We start from the raw sequence: 16,418 nt of genomic DNA on the forward strand, positions 1-16,418 counted from the left end.
CTATATAAAAAGTTGGAGTATATGTTGCATGAAATATCATGCCTAGCCCCAAGTCATTGTAAAAACACTGCTTTTTACTTAAATTATTAATCAATATGAAAGGATTACTCGATGAATTATGTAAAATTTACAGCAATGATTGTTACATCCACCATTGCCATGTTTATCATGATGTACTTCAATACCTACGCAATGTCACATGTCTGGTTCAGCGAAACTAGAACCTATATGGCGCTATACATGGGTGCGGGTATGGCCATTATCATGCTTGCTTTTATGCTGGGTATGTATAAAAACAAAACTTTGAATATGGTTATATTTATAGGTGCGGCACTTTTATTTATCCTATCTGTGTACCTTGTACGCTCGCAGTCAACCGTTGCCGATGCATCCTGGATGAAAGCGATGATCCCTCACCATTCTATCGCTATTCTGACCAGTGAACGCGCCAATATTGAAGATCTTAGGGTTCGTGAATTGGCCGACGGTATTATCAAAGCACAACGTAAAGAGATCAAAGAAATGGAATGGTTAATTGGCGATATTGAGCAGAACGGGGTGGCCCAGACCACAACTGAAGCGAATGCCAGAGCTGTGCCCAAGTTTGAGGGGAAATTGAATAAAGGAGAAGAAGATGAATAAGACAGCTGTATTATACCGTATGGAGACAGACGAACATATTTGCCCCTATGGCCTGCGTTCCAAAGATTTACTGGAGCGACAAGGATTCACTATTGAAGATCATAAGCTCACTACGCGGCAAGCGGCTGATGAATTTAAAGCCAAACATAATGTCGAAACGACTCCACAGGCCTTTATAGAAAACGAACGTATTGGCGGGTATGACGCCCTTCGGGAATATTTTGGGAAAGGCGAGGCCGGGCAAACCGGTACTACATACACACCTGTTATTGCGATTTTCAGTGTGGCAGCACTGGTTGCTTTGGGATTTCAGATAGGGGTGTCCGGCACTATTTTATCTATTCGGACATTAATGTTGTTTATTGCTGTGTCAATGGTGTTGTTGGCCGTGCAAAAACTAAAAGATCTTTACAGCTTTACCAATTCATTTATTACCTATGATCTGCTGGCTATGAAGAATATACGTTACGGGTATCTTTATCCGTTTCTCGAAGCCTATGCAGGTATTGGCATGATCGCGTCTTTGTCTGCACTATGGGTAGCGCCAATTTCGTTATTTATTGGTACGGTAGGTGGAATTTCGGTTATTAAAGCGGTTTACATCGACAAACGTGAGTTGAAATGCGCCTGTGTCGGAGGCGACAGCAACGTTCCACTGGGATTTGTATCGCTAACGGAAAACCTATTCATGATTGGGGGCGGGCTGATTATGTTGATGCAGTAAAATCTGCTATTCAAGACAGAGGCTAATCACGCGTTAGCTTCTGTTAATTTAGGCGCACATTGAGCAAAACGGTGTGGCGCTAATCGACCATAACTGCCCATATGGTCTGCACTGCAAGGAGTAACATAAACGAAACGGATTCAATATAGCAGACCACAAACTAACATCACGGCAAACGGCTAATGATTTTAAAGCTGTGGTGACATATTTTAGCGGAATCAAAAACAGCGTAAATGTGATACCTCCGCCTTTATGGCATTAAATCAATTCCAAACTCCTTAACCAATAGTGCGAAAAGCCAAAAACAAATTACCGTGAAAACAGCACTGATCATCAATGAGAGCCAAAAGCTAAACTTTTGTAACAATGTCGGAAATATCAAAAACATCGGAAGTGTTGGTAATACATACCAGAAGGTGTACCAAGCGTGATTGGCAATTTTTTCCGTTGGTTGTTTTTCAACATATAACCAAATCATCGCCAGAATAGTAACAAGAGGCAAGGCCACAATTAGTGCGCCCAGTTTGTCATTTCTTTTGGCAATTTCCGATACTGCGACCACAATTGCCGCGGTGATCAGATATTTCGTAATCAACCATCCCATATGTGTTTACCTAATCCTATGCTGTAAAACCGATTGCCTGTCGGTTTTTATTGTGCCACTATAATGACCATTATGCTAAGAGAAATATGTCATGCAATTAGGTGAGCTCGAAAAAATGGTTCTGCAATACATCTGGTCAGTGCCTGAAGCTGATGCTAAGCAAGTACACGGTGTGCTTGGGAAAGAACGTGGAAACTCATTAAATACCATTCAGAGCACACTTGATAGATTACATAAAAAAGGGTTATTGGGCCGCACGAAACAAAGCCATGCGTACCACTATCGAACTAAAGTGGGGCGTGAAGAGTTAATTGCAAGATTAATTGATGTTGCCACAAGTGATTTTGTAGGGGCTGATGAGCATAGTTTAATCGCTGCATTTAGTTCAGCCTCCTCAAACATGAATGAAGCACAATTGGACATGCTTGAAAAAATGATCGAGCAGCAACGTCAACTGCGAAAAGGTGATAAGCAGTAATGCTGACAGGGAATGTGGCCATTATACTCAATTTGCTTAGCGTCGCGCTGCTGTCGTTTGCGATAGTTGTTGGATTTTTATCTATTCTCGTATCCGTTGTGCATTCTAAGCTTAAATTTTTTGCCTTGCGTTATCGTAAATGTTTGATGTGGTTACTGGCTGCTAGCCCTTGGTGGGTGGCGGCAACCTGTGTTGCGCTGTTCTGGCCCGCCACACGCAGTTTTAATACGGATCCATGGTTTAAAGATATCGCTCATTGGCATCATATTGATGTATTTAATCTTGGAAGTTGGCACGGCCTTGCGTTGCTGATGGCTGGCGGTTTCATGACTTGGTTGGCAGTATCAAAAACCTATCGAATTTTAACGCACAGTAATATCATTCAACAGTTAAACACTCTGGGTGTAGAGAAGCGCGAATGTTCACAAGATGGCAAGGTGCTATATATCCTGTCATCAACCGTACCTGCTGTTTTCACTACCGGGCTATTATCGCCGCGGATCTACATTACTACTTCACTTCAAAAACAAGTGAATCAGCAAGAGTTGGATATTATCGTTAAACATGAGTTAGCCCATGTCCGTGTTTATGATCCCTTATTTAAAGTCTTGTTCCTGATCTTATGTGGTTTCTTTCCAAAAACCGTCAGCCTATTACTTATGCAGCAATATACGCTTTTAACAGAACAAATAGCGGATTGTGCGGTGACCCGCCATCATGATAATTTGGATGTTGCGCAAACCTTAGTGAAAGTAGCCAGGTTGCAACGAACCCCACCTTTTAATTTTGATAGTGTTCAATTAAGTTATTTTGGCAATGAACAAATCAGTCAACGTGTGCATGAGCTGGTTTCTCCGTTACCTAAAACACCCATAATAGCCCTGTTTTTCGCCTTGCTCCTCTTTATCAGTACACCATTGTTCACTGCTTCTACGGTTGATAGTTTTCACCATCTCATTGAATCGTTTTTCACTCACTAAGTAAGGATTGGCCATGCAGCCATTTTTTCTGATCAATACACTTAAAAAACCGACCGGCAATCGGTTTTGCGTCGGTTTGCTGAGTCTATCGCTGGCACTTTCAGCATCTGCTGACGTTCCCCCAGGCTCAGGACCAGACCCGGTATTAACCTTGTCGCAAGCCGTTTCGCTAACGTTGAAACAACACCCTGAATTGAATGCCTTTGTGCCTCGACATCGCGTGCAGCAAGGCCAAATTCAACAAGCCAGTGTGGGTCAACGTCCCCAGGTTGGGCTAATGATAGAAGATGCGCTGGGTAATTCAGAGCATAGTGCTTTGGGAAGTATGCAATCGACTTTGACTTTTACCTGGATGTTACAGCAGGAACAGATCGATAGTCGTATCGCCGCAGCAAAATCTCAGACTGGCCAACTTGAGGTAGAGCAGCGGATAGCCTCTTTGGATTTGGCTTCCCATACCGCCAAAAAATTCATTCAAATCCTGATAAAAAATGAGCGTTTGAAGTTAAATAAAATCGCTCTGCAACAGGCAAAGGATGTACACAATGCCATAACCGAGCGGGTTGAAGCCGGTAAAAGCTCCAATGTTGAAAAATTTCAAGCCGAAGCGGAACAGGTGCGTCGTGAATTGGCTGTAGAGGATTTACAACATGAATTAAAGGCTAGTCATTATCAATTGACGTCTCTTTGGGGAGAAGCCGGTAAAGCCTATCAAGTGAGTGGCAATCTGATGGCACTGCCCGCTAACCCGTCAGTTGGATCGCAATTAAGTCGCCTTAAAAAACAGCCACTTCTGGCCAAGTTTGCCACCCAGCGGCGTATTGCTCAGTCGCAAATGGAGTTGGCCCGCATAGAGGCTAAACCGCAATGGCAATTGTCAGCGGGTGTGCGGCGGTACGAAGCGACGGATGATTTTGGTTTGGTTGCCGGGATCTCAATCCCTTGGGGTGACAGCAACCGAAATGCCGGCAAGATTGCCGCATTAAAAGCGCAGCAAGAAGTACTAGCTGATGAAGCCGGTGCTTTGTTACAAAAGCTTGATGCACAACTTTACGTGCTGCTTCAGGAAATGGGGCATTCACGTCATGTTATCGACACCATACAACAACGTATTGTACCGCTTTTGGAAAATGCCTTGTCAGATGCATCTAGTGCCTTCGACATCGGCAAGCTCAATTATACCCAATGGAACAGTGTTCGACAGGAATTGCTGACGGCGAAATCGCGATTATTAGACGCCTATGAAAGCTTACACCTGCAACATATCGAAATTCAACGCCTGACTGGCTCGTCTATTTCCCAATGAGAAATTTTATGAAGAACAAAAACATCATCTCAGCATTAACAACCACTATTTTGATGGGGCTGTCTTACTTATTATCCCCCTTGGCATTGGCGGAGTCGGCCCCTGCGGTCGAGCAGGTAGAGCCTGAAAAAGGCTCCCACAATGGTCGCATGCTGCGTGACGGTGAGTTTGCGATAGAACTGGCTATCTTTGAAACCGGCGTGCCGCCTGAGTTTCGTGTATGGATAACGGATAAAGGACAACAGATATTACCTGATAAGGTTGATCTTAATATCAAGCTCACCCGACTAGGCGGCATAGTGGATGACATCCAATTCATTAAGCAAGACGATTTTCTGCGCGGTGATATGGTGATTTACGAGCCGCATTCCTTTGTGGTAGCGATAACCGCTAAACATCAAGGTAAAACCCACCACTGGAAATACGACAATTTTGAAGGGCGTACCAGCATTGAGCAGGCTATTGCCGATGCCATGGAGATTAAAACTGAAGTCGCAAGTAGTGTCACGCTTCACCAAACGATCCCGGTTTATGGCACGTTAATGTTACCGCCAGGCGCAAACCGCATCGTTGCGGCCAGGTTTGATGGAGAAATCAAGCAATTGCATGTCAAGCAAGGCGAAAAAGTAAAAAGGGGCCAGTTGTTGTTGACCGTCGAAAGTAACGAGAGTTTGAAATCTTTTCAGATCACGTCTCCGGCGGATGGCATCATCACTGCACAACAGGCCAGTGCCGGCGAGCAAACTGCTGGACGAACTTTGCTCACTATTACCGACACGTCTACCTACATTGCGCAATTGGCGGTTTACCCCACTGATTACGCAAGCGTAACCATAGGAGCACCGGTCACCTTGAGTCTCGACGGGTACGCCTTAGCATTTACTGGCAATGTCGCGTATATCGAACCATCGGTGCGTGATGATCAGGCCAGATTGGTATGGGTGTATGTTGAGGATGCAGAAAACCAGTTAACCACGGGCAGTTTTGTTAAGGCGGCAATTGAAATCGCTAGCATTGATGTGCCCCTAGCAGTAAAACGTAGCGGCTTACAAGCCTTTCGAGATTTCACCGTAGTGTACGCAAAAGTAAGTGAGCAATACGAAGTACGGATGCTGGAATTAGGCCGTCAGGATAAAGTGTGGGTAGAAGTAATAGGTGGGCTGGAGCCTGGCACCGAGTACGTGAGCGAAAACAGTTACATTCTTAAAGCCGACATTGAAAAGTCTGGCGCATCCCACGACCACTAGGAGCTGACAATGTTAGAATCGATTCTACGTTTTTCGATTAAAAGAAACCTGCTCATTTTTGTGATGGTATTGGGTTTTGCAGGACTGGGGATATGGAATTTCACCAACCTCCCTATAGATGCAGTACCGGATATAACCAATGTGCAGGTAATGATAAACACCGAAGCGGCTGGTTATACACCGCTGGAAGTCGAGCAACGAGTTACTTACCCGTTAGAAAACGCCTTAGCGGGGTTACCAGGACTCACCTACACACGCTCGGTTTCCCGTTATGGCCTGTCACAAGTTATTGCCATCTTTGCTGATGATACCGATGTGTATTTTGCCCGCCAGTTGGTCAATGAGCGCTTGTCTGCTGCCCGTGCCGAACTCCCCTCTGGATTAGAGCCGCAGCTTGGGCCTATAGCCACCGGCTTGGGCGAGATTTTTATGTTTACCGTGGATGCGCAGCCTGGGGCCACCAACGAGGATGGGACGCCAATCACACCGATGGATTTGCGGACCGTTCACGACTGGACCATACGCCCACAATTGATGCGTGTACCTGGTGTGGTGGAAGTCAATCCTATCGGTGGGTATGAGCGTGAAATATTGGTCGGCTTTAAGCCTGACAAGTTGTTGGCGTACGGGCTGACGCAGGCGGATGTTATCACTGCAATTGAACAAAATAACAACAATCAGGGGGCGGGTTTCGTAGAACAAAACGGGGCGCAATGGCTGTTACGCATGCCTGGCCAGATAGAAGATTTGCAGGCGCTTGGTCAAATTCCGTTGCGTAGCACCAACAGCGCATCGATACGCATCAAAGATGTTGCCGATATCAGTAGTGGTAAGGGTCTTAGAAACGGGGCAGCGACACAAAATGGTCGTGAAGTTGTGATGAGCACAGTATTCATGCTCATTGGTGAAAATAGCCGAACCGTGGCTAGTGCAGTGGGTGAAAAGCTCATAGAAGTCAATGCCAGCTTACCTGAGGGGATTGTTGCAACAGCCGTGTATGATCGTACCAAACTGGTTGATAAAACATTACAAACCGTCAAGACCAATCTGCTCGAAGGGGCGCTATTGGTTATTGTGGTATTATTTCTACTGCTGGGCAGCTTTAGGGCCGCGTTTCTTACCGCACTCGTTATCCCTTTTGCCATGCTTATGACTATTACCGGTATGGTACAAAGTAATGTTAGCGCCAATCTGATGAGCTTGGGGGCACTAGACTTTGGACTGCTGGTCGATGGCGCTATCATCATTGTTGAAAATTGTTTGCGGCGCCTTAGTCAGGCCGGCTCTGCCAACCAGACATTGCCTTTGAAAGAACGGTTGGAGTTAGTATTTGAGGCAACACGTGAGGTCATTCGGCCTGCGCTGTTCGGCGTACTAATTATAACCGCTGTGTATCTGCCCATTTTTGCCCTCGAAGGCGTAGAAGGTAAAATGTTTCATCCTATGGCAATAACGGTCGTGATCGCATTACTCAGCGCCATGTTTCTGTCAATCACTTTTGTTCCGGCCATGATTGCACTGCTGTTCAAAAAACCGGTAAAAGAGAAACACAATCCTATCATTCGCGGTGCAACTGCCGTTTATCGTCCAGCCCTTGCTTGGGTGTTAAAAGGCAGATGGCTCGTGGTGATAGCCGCAAGCTTACTGGTTATCCTGTTTGGTTATCAGGCTACACGCTTAGGTAGCGAGTTTGCGCCGGATTTGGACGAAGGTGACATTGCCATGCACGCTTTACGGATCCCAGGTACATCCCTTAGTCAGGCTATTGCGCTGCAAGAGGTACTAGAAGAAAAAATTAAGCAAATGCCGGAAGTTGAACGCGTATTTGCCAAAATAGGCACCGCAGATGTGGCAACAGATGCCGTACCGCCCAGTGTGGCAGATAACTTTATTATCCTTAAACCTCGTGACCAGTGGCCTGATCCTAACAAGTCTAAGGAACAGGTGGTTGAAGAATTAGCCGCTATGGTTGCCCCAGTTCCAGGTAATCGCTACGAATTCCTGCAACCTATCCAAATGCGTTTTAATGAAATTCTTGCGGGGGTTCGTGCAGAGTTGGCCATCAAGGTATTTGGCGACGATTTCGACACTTTGGCCTCGATAGGGGGGGAGATAGAGTCTGCTATCACTAATGTTGCGGGTATTGCCGACATACAGGTGGAGCGCACTACCGGACTGCCAATGCTGAGTATTGAACCCAAACTTGAAAAGCTGGCGCAATACGGCATCAGTAAGGCAGCGGTGCAGTCGCAACTGACTACCGCAATGGGCGGTGCTGTGGTCGGTAAGTTCTACCAGGGGGATATTCGCTCAGACATTGTTGTGCGCCTTGCTGAAGAATTACGTACAGACATAGATGGACTTGCCTATTTGCCTATTCAACTTCCGGACGGTCACGCTGTGCCACTTCAAGAACTGGCCACACTGAATTTAGTGGACGGAGCCAACCAAATAAATCGTGAAAACGGCAAACGTCGGATAGTGGTTACTGCGAATGTCAGGGGGCGTGATTTAGGCAGTTTTGTGGCAGATATTCAGCAAACCATTGGCAACAATGTCGAAATTCCCGCTGGTAATTGGGTAGAGTACGGTGGCACTTATCAAAAGTTGCAATCCGCTTCAAAGCGACTCAGTGTGGTTGTGCCGATTACTCTGCTGATGATCATTGGTTTACTCATACTGGCACTTAGTTCATTTAAGGATGCCATGATCATATTTGCCGGCGTGCCCTTGGCTTTAACGGGAGGCATTGCAGCCTTGCTGTTGCGGGATATTCCGTTTTCAATTTCGGCTGCGGTAGGGTTTATTGCGCTATCCGGCATTGCCATTTTGAACGGATTAGTAATGGTCTCCTTCATTCGCGAACTTCGTAAAGACAATGTCTCGCTTAATCAGGCCATTTTTGAGGGGGCGTTAACCCGTCTTCGCCCAGTATTGACCACGGCCTTGGTTGCCGCCCTGGGATTTGTGCCAATGGCCCTCAATACCGGAATAGGTTCTGAGGTGCAGCGTCCGCTGGCAACGGTGGTCATTGGCGGCATCATCTCATCTACCTTGTTAACCCTATTTGTTATACCTGCGTTATATCGCATTTTACATAAGGAAAAGGAGTCAATCTTGACTGAGTCTGAAACATTGGAGCCGACCAATGCCAACTAATCTGTTGAAAGTTAGCCTGGTTATTTTTTCGCTGGGTTTAATGGCCCTGAGCCTAGACGTATTTGGCCATGGCGTAGATGACAATACCCGGGCGTTTCTGGAGCAGAACACTGGCATGCAATTTTTGCCCTTTTTGTATATCGGCGCTAAACACATGATCACCGGCTATGACCATCTGTTGTTTCTGGTGGGGGTGATCTTCTTCTTGTACAAAAGTCGCGATGTACTGCTGTATGTCACCATGTTCACTCTAGGTCACAGTACAACCTTATTGTTAGGCGTCCTGAGCGATGTTCAGGTCAACGCCTATCTGATAGACGCCATCATTGGTCTGTCGGTGGTGTACAAGGGCTTTGATAACCTAGGGGGCTTTAAACGATGTTTTAACTGGCAACCGAATACCAAATTGGCAGTATTGATTTTCGGTTTATTCCATGGCTTTGGATTGGCGACCAAATTGCAGGAATTCCAGTTGCCAGAAGATGGCCTGATAATCAACTTGCTCGCTTTTAATCTGGGTGTGGAGCTGGGACAGTTTGCGGCATTGGTATTTATCCTCATTGCCATTAATGCTTGGCGAAAGTTACCGTCTTTCCAACGATTCGCCACATTCACCAATACGTTATTGATGAGTGGCGGACTAATGCTCATTGGCTTCCAGCTCACCGGTTTTGTAATTAACTAATTAGAACGAGAATAATATGCAACACACTGTAAGTACTAAAACGCTATTAAAAGCCAGCGCATCGGCAACCCTTGTCGCTATAGTCGCGTTGATTACCTTCATTTTACCTGCCGAATACAATTTCGACCCCACAGGCATTGGACATAAATTGGGTTTGACGGCACTTGCCGTTGCTGCTGAAGCACAAACTCCAAATAAATTAGCCAAAGCAGGGTCGGATGAATATCAGGTTATCGAGGTTAGTGTGCCTGCCGGAAAAGGGATTGAGTATAAGTTTAGCATGCAACAAAACGATAAAATGACCTATGAATGGCTAACAGATGGTCCTTCGCTGTATTTTGATTTACACGGAGAACCTCAGGGGGATACCACGGGGTATTTTGAAAGCTACGCCATTGCCACTCTAAACGAGATGAAAGGCAGCTTTACCGCGCCTTTTGCTGGCTCTCATGGTTGGTATTGGAAAAATAATTCAGACAAGCCCATTGCGGTACAGCTAATGGTGAAAGGTCAGTATGAAGTGATTGGATTAAAATAATAATTGGAGAAAAATATGAAAAAAATACTATCTGTATTAACACTGTGTAGCGCGATGATCTGTAGCAACGTTTCAGCGCATAGTGATCACGGTATAATTAGCGGTCAGGCTGCTATCAATATCGCGAACAAATCGTTACCACAAATGACGTTCAAGGAATTTGGTTTTGAAGTCGGGAAGCTGGATACATCTTGGAAATTGCTGACAGCAAAAGATTTGTCAGTCGTGAGCGTTGAAGACAGCTTTTATGTTGTCAGCGCCATCAACAAAGAAACACAAAGTACGATCTATTTCAAGATCGCCAACAATGGCCAAGTAATGGATGTTACCCATAAAAACGATTTTTAAACTTAATGAGCCACTTCATGGCTTACTTCTCTTGTGAAGGGAGCAATGTTCTGGATTTGGCTTTTTGCTTTATGTACAAGCTTGTTGAAAAACATGACTAATATAACAGTCGTAACTGTGTGCCGGAATCAGTCGAATTTGGAAAGCTTATCTTGTCAATTTTCGGAAAGGCTTATTATTACTTTGCTGAAAACGGTAATAGACTGGTAGCGCGAAAAACGCTGCGATCCGCAGTGTCGTTTCTATGGAAGTCTAAGCCGGCACCTGGAAGGGACCTATTTCTGTCATTGTTGGGTGAGCGCACATTGTCGTTGATCTCTGGCAGTTAGGTCATGACTGACACCAATCCCATTAATGCAAAAAAAATCGGTTGGTGTACTAGGTAAATTATCAAACTATGCTGGCCTGGCACACTCAGCCATACATTTTTTTGAAATACCGCTTTGAGAGGGTCATGGATCAGTATTTTGGTGTGGCCCAGCCAGATGCCAATAAGTACTACGCCTATCCAAGGAAAGACGGGCACGTAATCATTCGAATAAGATGGCAGAAAGTGCGTGAACTGGCCGAATGGCCACGCACTATTTAATATGCCCACATTAAACAATGTGACGAAAACTATTCCAGTACAGAGGGCTAATTTGGGCCTGTTTACAAATGCTAATGCCACCAAACTTGCGAAAATAATAAAATGCAGCACGCCAAAGTAGATCCAATTATTAGGTACCATCAGCAGTGTGACCAAAGTGATAGCCGTTGCGCCGGCAACTATTTGCACTATGCGGATAAAAAATGCTCGCCATTTTATTTTTGCCGAATGCACTATGACCATAGAGACACCGAGGCTGATAAAGAACAGACTCAAAATTAATTGGCGAAATTGCTTCCATCCGGGACCGTCAGGCACACTCCATTGCACCCATCCAAAAAATTTCAGATCATACATAAAATGAAATATCACCATCAAAATAATTGCGAAAGTTCGCAATACATCCAGCGTGATATTCCGCTGTTTAACCCGATCATCCATTGCTTTTAGTGCTTATGTTTATTTGGTTTAGTGTCCCGTGATGATGAATGGGTGTGTAACACTTTCCACGTATCATCAATTTGCTTAAACAAAAACGTTTGATAGCCAGACTTGTCAAATTCCTTGCCTGAACTTTTGACTTTGCCCTTAACACGAGTATTGGCGATAACCCAAGCAAACTTGTCTTCTATATGCAGCTCGTAATCCGAGAAGTTTAATGAGAGGTACTCAAGGGCATCTTTTTCAGGTTCAACATGATTGATAACAAGGTCATCAAGACTGTCATTTTGTCCACCGGATTCAATATAACGCGCCCCATTAAAATCTAAATAATGCTTGCGAAATGGCGTCCCATCACCATTTTCCCAGCCGTGTTTAATGTCGTTGATGATACCGATTAAGATCTCTTTATCTTGTGCTGCCAAAGCCGCAGGGCTAATGATCAAGGCTATTAAAAAACCTAATATGAATTTATTAACTTTCAAAACGTTCTCCTTTTAATGATGATTGTTAGTGACATCAAAGAATAAGAGTGATCTTCCAACCATCACTCCCGTTACTTAGCGTGATAATTTCGTTGCCCTTCAGGTCAATATTTTTGCCTTTGGTCGAACTCGGTGAAATTGAAATACTGGGTCAAACTCTTGAACGTGATATTCAAGAGTTTCCACATCGGTAGCTTGGCAATATGTCATATCAGCTAACATGTGATGTCCAGTATATTCATATGTGCTACTGCCCCAGTACAGGGCTGAAATATTGTCCAGTTCACTTTACTTTACTTAATGTTGAGCGCCGTCCTCGTCAGCATCGCGAGCTGTCAATATTTGATATTCTTCTGCTGTTAATTTCGGTAATTTTTGCAAAAAAGCCACCATGGCCCAAATACGTTGGTCATCATGAGTTGGGCCCCAGGCCGGCATGCCGGAAGCCTTTATGCCATGTTTGATGACCCAAAATTGTCGACTTGCCAGCTGTTGAATATCGCCATTTTCGTGGTCTTCTTCATGATCGTTAACCGACAAATTCGGTGGGGCCGGGTATAAGCCGATGCTCATATCACTTTGTTCTTTACCTGGCTTTAAGTGGCATCCGGCGCACATATCATTGTAATCCGGCCCACCAGCCAGTAGCAGTTCGACAGACTCTAACGAAGGTACGCTGATTTTGGATGATGCACGATCAATGGAGTTATCGCGCAAGGTCTCTAACAGCCAAAATTCAGTATCATTATGGGGGACATCAGCACCGATAGGGTAAATACCAGAATAGATGAAACTCGCCACTCCTCCGATGGCAAGTACGATAATTGCCAATAATGTATAAAAAATTTTCATGACTAACTCTCCGTTTTAATTAGTCGTTTAGTGCTTATCTTGGTGATTGTCATCTTTTTCCATATCTTCCATGTGTTTATCTGAATTTTTGTCAGCCATTTTGTGGCATTTTTTCATCATTGCCATCATAACCGGATCATTTTTGTCCATTTTTCCCTTATCCATGTCCTGCATAGACTCACAATTTGGCGCTTCCTTTTCTTTTGCATGTTCTTTGGGATTATGGGCATAGCTACTCACTGAATAGGCTGCGGTAACTATTAGTAGGGTGGAAATCAGTTTATTGGTTTTCATGGTTATTCCTTATCTATATTGTGAAAAAAATAATAGTGCGTCGAAATAAAACATGTCGGCGCACAGGTTTTTTATTGAAACCAGAAGCGTATTCCGGCTACCCATTGCGTTTGTCTGGTTGGCCGGCCTTCTAATGTCGAAAAATCGGCGGTATTACCGTATTGACCTGTCCATTCCACCCCCAAATAGGGAGCAAATTGGCGGTTAAATTCATACCTCAGACGAATGCCAGCGGTTAACGAAGACAGGCCCTTGCCAACCCCATTTTGGGCGTCATCTTTACCGTAGGCGCTAATGGCAACTCGAGGTTGCAGTATTAAGCGCTGGGTAATAAGCAGCTCATACTCGGCTTCCAAATCAAACGCGGTGCGCCCTTCGGTACCCACTGATAAACTGGCATCGACTTCAAACCAATAGGGAGCGAGCCCTTGTACGCCAAAGGTCAACCATTGCCTGGATGGTCCTTCGGATGTATCGAATCTGGCACCAAGTTGAGTATCCCAGAAGCTACTAATGGCATGTCCCCACAAAATCTGGTTTTCACTCTCTTCCAGTTTTCCATCAACTATTTCACCTTCGCTTTTTATCACCAGACGATCGTAAGTGCTGCCGTACCAGGCTTGCATATCGTATTGAGCGGCACTGCCCAAACCACTAGATAGTCCGTCTGCATATTCAAAGCGGTCAAACAGAACTGTCCAAAAGGCGTGTTCATCGGCCATTTTTAGTTGTCTTGGCCCGGGCAAGGCGTAAGCACCGCTGTCCAGGGTTAACCCATCTGAATAAGCATGGGGATCGCGTGCGTCAGGCGGCGCAGTGTTGCTTTTATCGGGCATTTTGGAATGATCCATTCCTTGCGTTGATTCCATCTCGTCCATGGGATCATGACCCATGGCGCTGTGATCCATTGGTTTATCATCCTGGTCAGCATCATTGGACTGCATTTTAGAATGATCCATCTCTTGCATAGATTCCATCTCGTCCATGGGATCATGGCCCATGGCGCTGTGATCCATTGGTTTGTCATCCTGGTCAGCCTCTTTGGGCGGCATTTTGGAATGATCCATCCCTTGCATGGGTTCTACCTCGCCCATTGCGCTATGATCCATTGGCATGTCATCCGCGCTCTCACTTAGAGGAGGTTGTGGCTCGTCATTATCTTGCTGCTGCGCTATCGTGCCAGTACAAAACAGACAAACTAAGGTCGCGACCGCTGTTTTTTTATTCAATATCAATATATTTCTCATGAAATCACCACTTCACGAAACATGCCCGCATCCATATGGAATAGAAGGTGGCAATGCCAGGCCCATCTTCCTAATGCATCCGCATTTACTAAAAAGCTGATGCGCTGCGCGGGCTGAACAGGAATGGTGTGACGCCTAACCATAAATTCGCCTTTGTCATTTTCTAATTCACTCCATACGCCGTGTAAATGCATGGGGTGAGTCATCATGGTGTCATTTTGCAATATCACCCTGACGCGTTCGCCATGATTAAAGTGCACGGGGGTGGATTTGCCAAACTCCAACCCGTCAAATGACCAGGTGTAACGTTCCATGTTGCCGGTTAGATGCAGCTCTACTTCGCGCTCGGGTAATCGCGGATCGAGTGGGCCACCAATAGTGTGCAGGTCAGCTAGGGTGAGTACCCGTCGACCATTGTTGCGTAAGCCAACACCTGGATCGTCGTGATTGGTTCTGGGCATTTCGACTCTGGCATCCACTGAAGGGCCATATTCACTGCGGGCGTGATTAACGGTTTGTGACGGTACAGCCAACGGATTTTTGTGTTTGGCATGCTCTTTGTGATCCATCGACATAGCACCATGGGCCATTGAACTGTGATCCATCTGCATGTTGTCATCCATATTCATACCTGACATGTCACCCATCATGTCTTTCATGGCGAGCCACACGGGCTGATCAACCGTGGGGACTTCGGCAGTCAACCCTCGCTGCACGGCTAAAGTACCGCGAGAATAGCCTGTTCTATCCATCGACTGCGCAAAAATACTATGCGCATCATCGGTGGGTTTTACAATAACGTCGTAAGTTTCACCCGGGCCAAATCTAAATTCATCGACGCTAACCGGCTCCACGTCTTGTCCGTCAGCAGATATAACCGTTAGTTTTAAACCCGGGATGCGAACATCGAAAAAGGTGTTGCTAGAGCCGTTGATAAATCTAAGGCGAATGGTTTCACCGGGTTTAAAAATACCTGTCCAGTTGCTATTTGGTGTCTGACCGTTCATCAGAAAGGTAAAGGTTTCAGCGGATAAATCGGCTAGATCGGCGGGACTCATGCGCATCTCATTCCACATTTTTCGCATGGCAATGGCTTGTCCCATACCGTAACGGGACATGTCATCGAAGAAATCCCGAGCAGTAGGCTGGTTATAGTTGTAATAGTCACTCTGTTGTTTTAAATGGGCAAAAGCTGACATGGGGTTCTCATCAGTCCAATCAGACAACTGCACCACCATATCTTGATCGGTACTGATTTTTTCACCGGATTTGGGCTCAATGACTATGCTACCGTACATGCCGGTCATTTCCTGAAAGCCAGTATGGGAGTGATACCAATAGGTACCCGTTTGCTGTACTTTGAACCGGTAAGTAAAGGTCTCACCTGGGGCAATGCCCTCATAGCTGATGCCAGGCACACCATCCATCTGGAAAGGTAAAAGAATGCCGTGCCAATGAATAGATGTGGACACCGACAAACGATTTGTGACACGAATGGTCACTGTTTCTCCTTCACGCCAGACTAAGGTGGGGCCCGGAATACTGCCGTTTATGGTGGTCGCCGTACGTGATTGTCCGGTGAAATTAACAGTAGTTTCACTTACGCTAAGGTCAAACTCGTTACCCGTTAAGGTATTCGTTTTGGCAACACTGCCATATTCTTGGCTTTGCGCCGTACTGATACGCCCGACTCCCATAGCTATGGAGCCTGCCACCGCCCCTTTGACAAAGTTGCGTCGGGGTAGGCTTGGTGGCGAAATTGGATGACGACTGTTATTTGACATAGTTCCTCTAAGGTA

The 16,418-nt window shown here is 45.5% G+C and carries 17 protein-coding genes; 10 read left to right on the top strand and 7 right to left on the bottom strand.

Annotated elements, in window-relative coordinates; genetic code table 11:
- Positions 1–111: 111 nt before the first annotated feature.
- Together AC3RV5_RS10850 and AC3RV5_RS10855 are read left to right on the top strand one after the other, a co-directional pair.
- Complete coding sequence (locus tag AC3RV5_RS10850) at positions 112–642, top strand: DUF305 domain-containing protein (RefSeq protein WP_489731935.1); 531 nt, start codon at positions 112–114, stop codon at positions 640–642.
- Positions 635–1,366 (top strand): MauE/DoxX family redox-associated membrane protein, encoded by a 732-nt coding sequence (locus AC3RV5_RS10855; RefSeq protein WP_489731936.1) that lies wholly within the window; start codon positions 635–637, stop codon positions 1,364–1,366. Before AC3RV5_RS10850 ends, AC3RV5_RS10855 begins: the two co-directional genes overlap by 8 nt.
- Before the next feature lie 250 nt (positions 1,367–1,616).
- Here AC3RV5_RS10855 and AC3RV5_RS10860 read toward each other — a convergent pair whose 3' ends face one another.
- Positions 1,617–1,970 (bottom strand): DUF3147 family protein, encoded by a 354-nt coding sequence (locus tag AC3RV5_RS10860; protein WP_489731937.1) that lies wholly within the window; start codon positions 1,968–1,970, stop codon positions 1,617–1,619.
- Positions 1,971–2,061: 91 nt separating this feature from the next.
- Here AC3RV5_RS10860 and AC3RV5_RS10865 point away from each other — a divergent pair, with 91 nt between their 5' ends.
- The 8 genes from AC3RV5_RS10865 to AC3RV5_RS10900 are packed head-to-tail and all read left to right on the top strand — an operon-like array spanning position 2,062 to position 10,711.
- Positions 2,062–2,448, top strand: coding sequence for a BlaI/MecI/CopY family transcriptional regulator (locus tag AC3RV5_RS10865; protein WP_489731938.1), 387 nt, complete (start codon positions 2,062–2,064; stop codon positions 2,446–2,448).
- The gene (locus AC3RV5_RS10870; protein WP_489731939.1) at positions 2,448–3,428 is read left to right on the top strand and encodes a M56 family metallopeptidase; all 981 of its coding nucleotides are present in this window, start codon (positions 2,448–2,450) and stop codon (positions 3,426–3,428) included. The genes AC3RV5_RS10865 and AC3RV5_RS10870 overlap by 1 nt, the downstream gene beginning before the upstream one ends.
- A gap of 13 nt (positions 3,429–3,441) precedes the next feature.
- Entirely contained in the window at positions 3,442–4,734 is a 1,293-nt protein-coding gene (locus tag AC3RV5_RS10875) for a TolC family protein (protein WP_489731940.1), read from the top strand.
- Positions 4,735–4,742: 8 nt separating this feature from the next.
- Positions 4,743–5,981, top strand: coding sequence for an efflux RND transporter periplasmic adaptor subunit (locus tag AC3RV5_RS10880; RefSeq protein WP_489731941.1), 1,239 nt, complete (start codon positions 4,743–4,745; stop codon positions 5,979–5,981).
- Between the two features lie 9 nt (positions 5,982–5,990).
- Complete coding sequence (locus AC3RV5_RS10885; RefSeq protein WP_489731942.1) at positions 5,991–9,140, top strand: efflux RND transporter permease subunit; 3,150 nt, start codon at positions 5,991–5,993, stop codon at positions 9,138–9,140.
- Positions 9,130–9,825 (top strand): HupE/UreJ family protein, encoded by a 696-nt coding sequence (locus AC3RV5_RS10890; RefSeq protein ID WP_489731943.1) that lies wholly within the window; start codon positions 9,130–9,132, stop codon positions 9,823–9,825. The genes AC3RV5_RS10885 and AC3RV5_RS10890 overlap by 11 nt, the downstream gene beginning before the upstream one ends.
- A gap of 16 nt (positions 9,826–9,841) precedes the next feature.
- Positions 9,842–10,363, top strand: a complete 522-nt coding sequence (locus AC3RV5_RS10895; protein ID WP_489731944.1) for a hypothetical protein — start codon at positions 9,842–9,844, stop codon at positions 10,361–10,363.
- Between the two features lie 15 nt (positions 10,364–10,378).
- Positions 10,379–10,711, top strand: coding sequence for a DUF6488 family protein (locus tag AC3RV5_RS10900; protein ID WP_489731945.1), 333 nt, complete (start codon positions 10,379–10,381; stop codon positions 10,709–10,711).
- A 325-nt stretch (positions 10,712–11,036) separates the two neighbouring features.
- Here AC3RV5_RS10900 and AC3RV5_RS10905 read toward each other — a convergent pair whose 3' ends face one another.
- From AC3RV5_RS10905 to AC3RV5_RS10930, 6 genes are all read right to left on the bottom strand, one after another.
- Positions 11,037–11,741, bottom strand: a complete 705-nt coding sequence (locus AC3RV5_RS10905) for a heparan-alpha-glucosaminide N-acetyltransferase (protein WP_489731946.1) — start codon at positions 11,739–11,741, stop codon at positions 11,037–11,039.
- Positions 11,742–11,746: 5 nt separating this feature from the next.
- The gene (locus AC3RV5_RS10910; protein ID WP_489731947.1) at positions 11,747–12,226 is read right to left on the bottom strand and encodes a nuclear transport factor 2 family protein; all 480 of its coding nucleotides are present in this window, start codon (positions 12,224–12,226) and stop codon (positions 11,747–11,749) included.
- A gap of 297 nt (positions 12,227–12,523) precedes the next feature.
- On the bottom strand, positions 12,524–13,078 hold the full coding sequence (locus AC3RV5_RS10915; protein ID WP_489731948.1) for a c-type cytochrome: 555 nt from the start codon (positions 13,076–13,078) through the stop codon (positions 12,524–12,526).
- Positions 13,079–13,105: 27 nt separating this feature from the next.
- The gene (locus tag AC3RV5_RS10920; RefSeq protein WP_489731949.1) at positions 13,106–13,372 is read right to left on the bottom strand and encodes a hypothetical protein; all 267 of its coding nucleotides are present in this window, start codon (positions 13,370–13,372) and stop codon (positions 13,106–13,108) included.
- Between the two features lie 71 nt (positions 13,373–13,443).
- The gene (locus AC3RV5_RS10925; protein ID WP_489731950.1) at positions 13,444–14,619 is read right to left on the bottom strand and encodes a copper resistance protein B; all 1,176 of its coding nucleotides are present in this window, start codon (positions 14,617–14,619) and stop codon (positions 13,444–13,446) included.
- A complete protein-coding gene (locus AC3RV5_RS10930; RefSeq protein ID WP_489731951.1) occupies positions 14,616–16,403 on the bottom strand; it encodes a copper resistance system multicopper oxidase in 1,788 nt (595 codons plus the stop codon). Before AC3RV5_RS10930 ends, AC3RV5_RS10925 begins: the two co-directional genes overlap by 4 nt.
- Between the last annotated feature and the right edge of the window lie 15 nt (positions 16,404–16,418).

The organism is Paraglaciecola sp. IT1134, from assembly GCF_058068185.1.

What these genes read in the sequence shown, in the direction of transcription:
- AC3RV5_RS10850 (WP_489731935.1), top strand. Translation starts at nt 112, where the DNA reads ATGAATTATGTAAAATTTACAGCAATGATTGTTACATCCACCATTGCC.
- AC3RV5_RS10855 (WP_489731936.1), top strand. Translation starts at nt 635, where the DNA reads ATGAATAAGACAGCTGTATTATACCGTATGGAGACAGACGAACATATT.
- AC3RV5_RS10860 (WP_489731937.1), bottom strand. Translation starts at nt 1,970, where the DNA reads ATGGGATGGTTGATTACGAAATATCTGATCACCGCGGCAATTGTGGTC.
- AC3RV5_RS10865 (WP_489731938.1), top strand. Translation starts at nt 2,062, where the DNA reads ATGCAATTAGGTGAGCTCGAAAAAATGGTTCTGCAATACATCTGGTCA.
- AC3RV5_RS10870 (WP_489731939.1), top strand. Translation starts at nt 2,448, where the DNA reads ATGCTGACAGGGAATGTGGCCATTATACTCAATTTGCTTAGCGTCGCG.
- AC3RV5_RS10875 (WP_489731940.1), top strand. Translation starts at nt 3,442, where the DNA reads ATGCAGCCATTTTTTCTGATCAATACACTTAAAAAACCGACCGGCAAT.
- AC3RV5_RS10880 (WP_489731941.1), top strand. Translation starts at nt 4,743, where the DNA reads ATGAAGAACAAAAACATCATCTCAGCATTAACAACCACTATTTTGATG.
- AC3RV5_RS10885 (WP_489731942.1), top strand. Translation starts at nt 5,991, where the DNA reads ATGTTAGAATCGATTCTACGTTTTTCGATTAAAAGAAACCTGCTCATT.
- AC3RV5_RS10890 (WP_489731943.1), top strand. Translation starts at nt 9,130, where the DNA reads ATGCCAACTAATCTGTTGAAAGTTAGCCTGGTTATTTTTTCGCTGGGT.
- AC3RV5_RS10895 (WP_489731944.1), top strand. Translation starts at nt 9,842, where the DNA reads ATGCAACACACTGTAAGTACTAAAACGCTATTAAAAGCCAGCGCATCG.
- AC3RV5_RS10900 (WP_489731945.1), top strand. Translation starts at nt 10,379, where the DNA reads ATGAAAAAAATACTATCTGTATTAACACTGTGTAGCGCGATGATCTGT.
- AC3RV5_RS10905 (WP_489731946.1), bottom strand. Translation starts at nt 11,741, where the DNA reads ATGGATGATCGGGTTAAACAGCGGAATATCACGCTGGATGTATTGCGA.
- AC3RV5_RS10915 (WP_489731948.1), bottom strand. Translation starts at nt 13,078, where the DNA reads ATGAAAATTTTTTATACATTATTGGCAATTATCGTACTTGCCATCGGA.
- AC3RV5_RS10920 (WP_489731949.1), bottom strand. Translation starts at nt 13,372, where the DNA reads ATGAAAACCAATAAACTGATTTCCACCCTACTAATAGTTACCGCAGCC.
- AC3RV5_RS10925 (WP_489731950.1), bottom strand. Translation starts at nt 14,619, where the DNA reads ATGAGAAATATATTGATATTGAATAAAAAAACAGCGGTCGCGACCTTA.
- AC3RV5_RS10930 (WP_489731951.1), bottom strand. Translation starts at nt 16,403, where the DNA reads ATGTCAAATAACAGTCGTCATCCAATTTCGCCACCAAGCCTACCCCGA.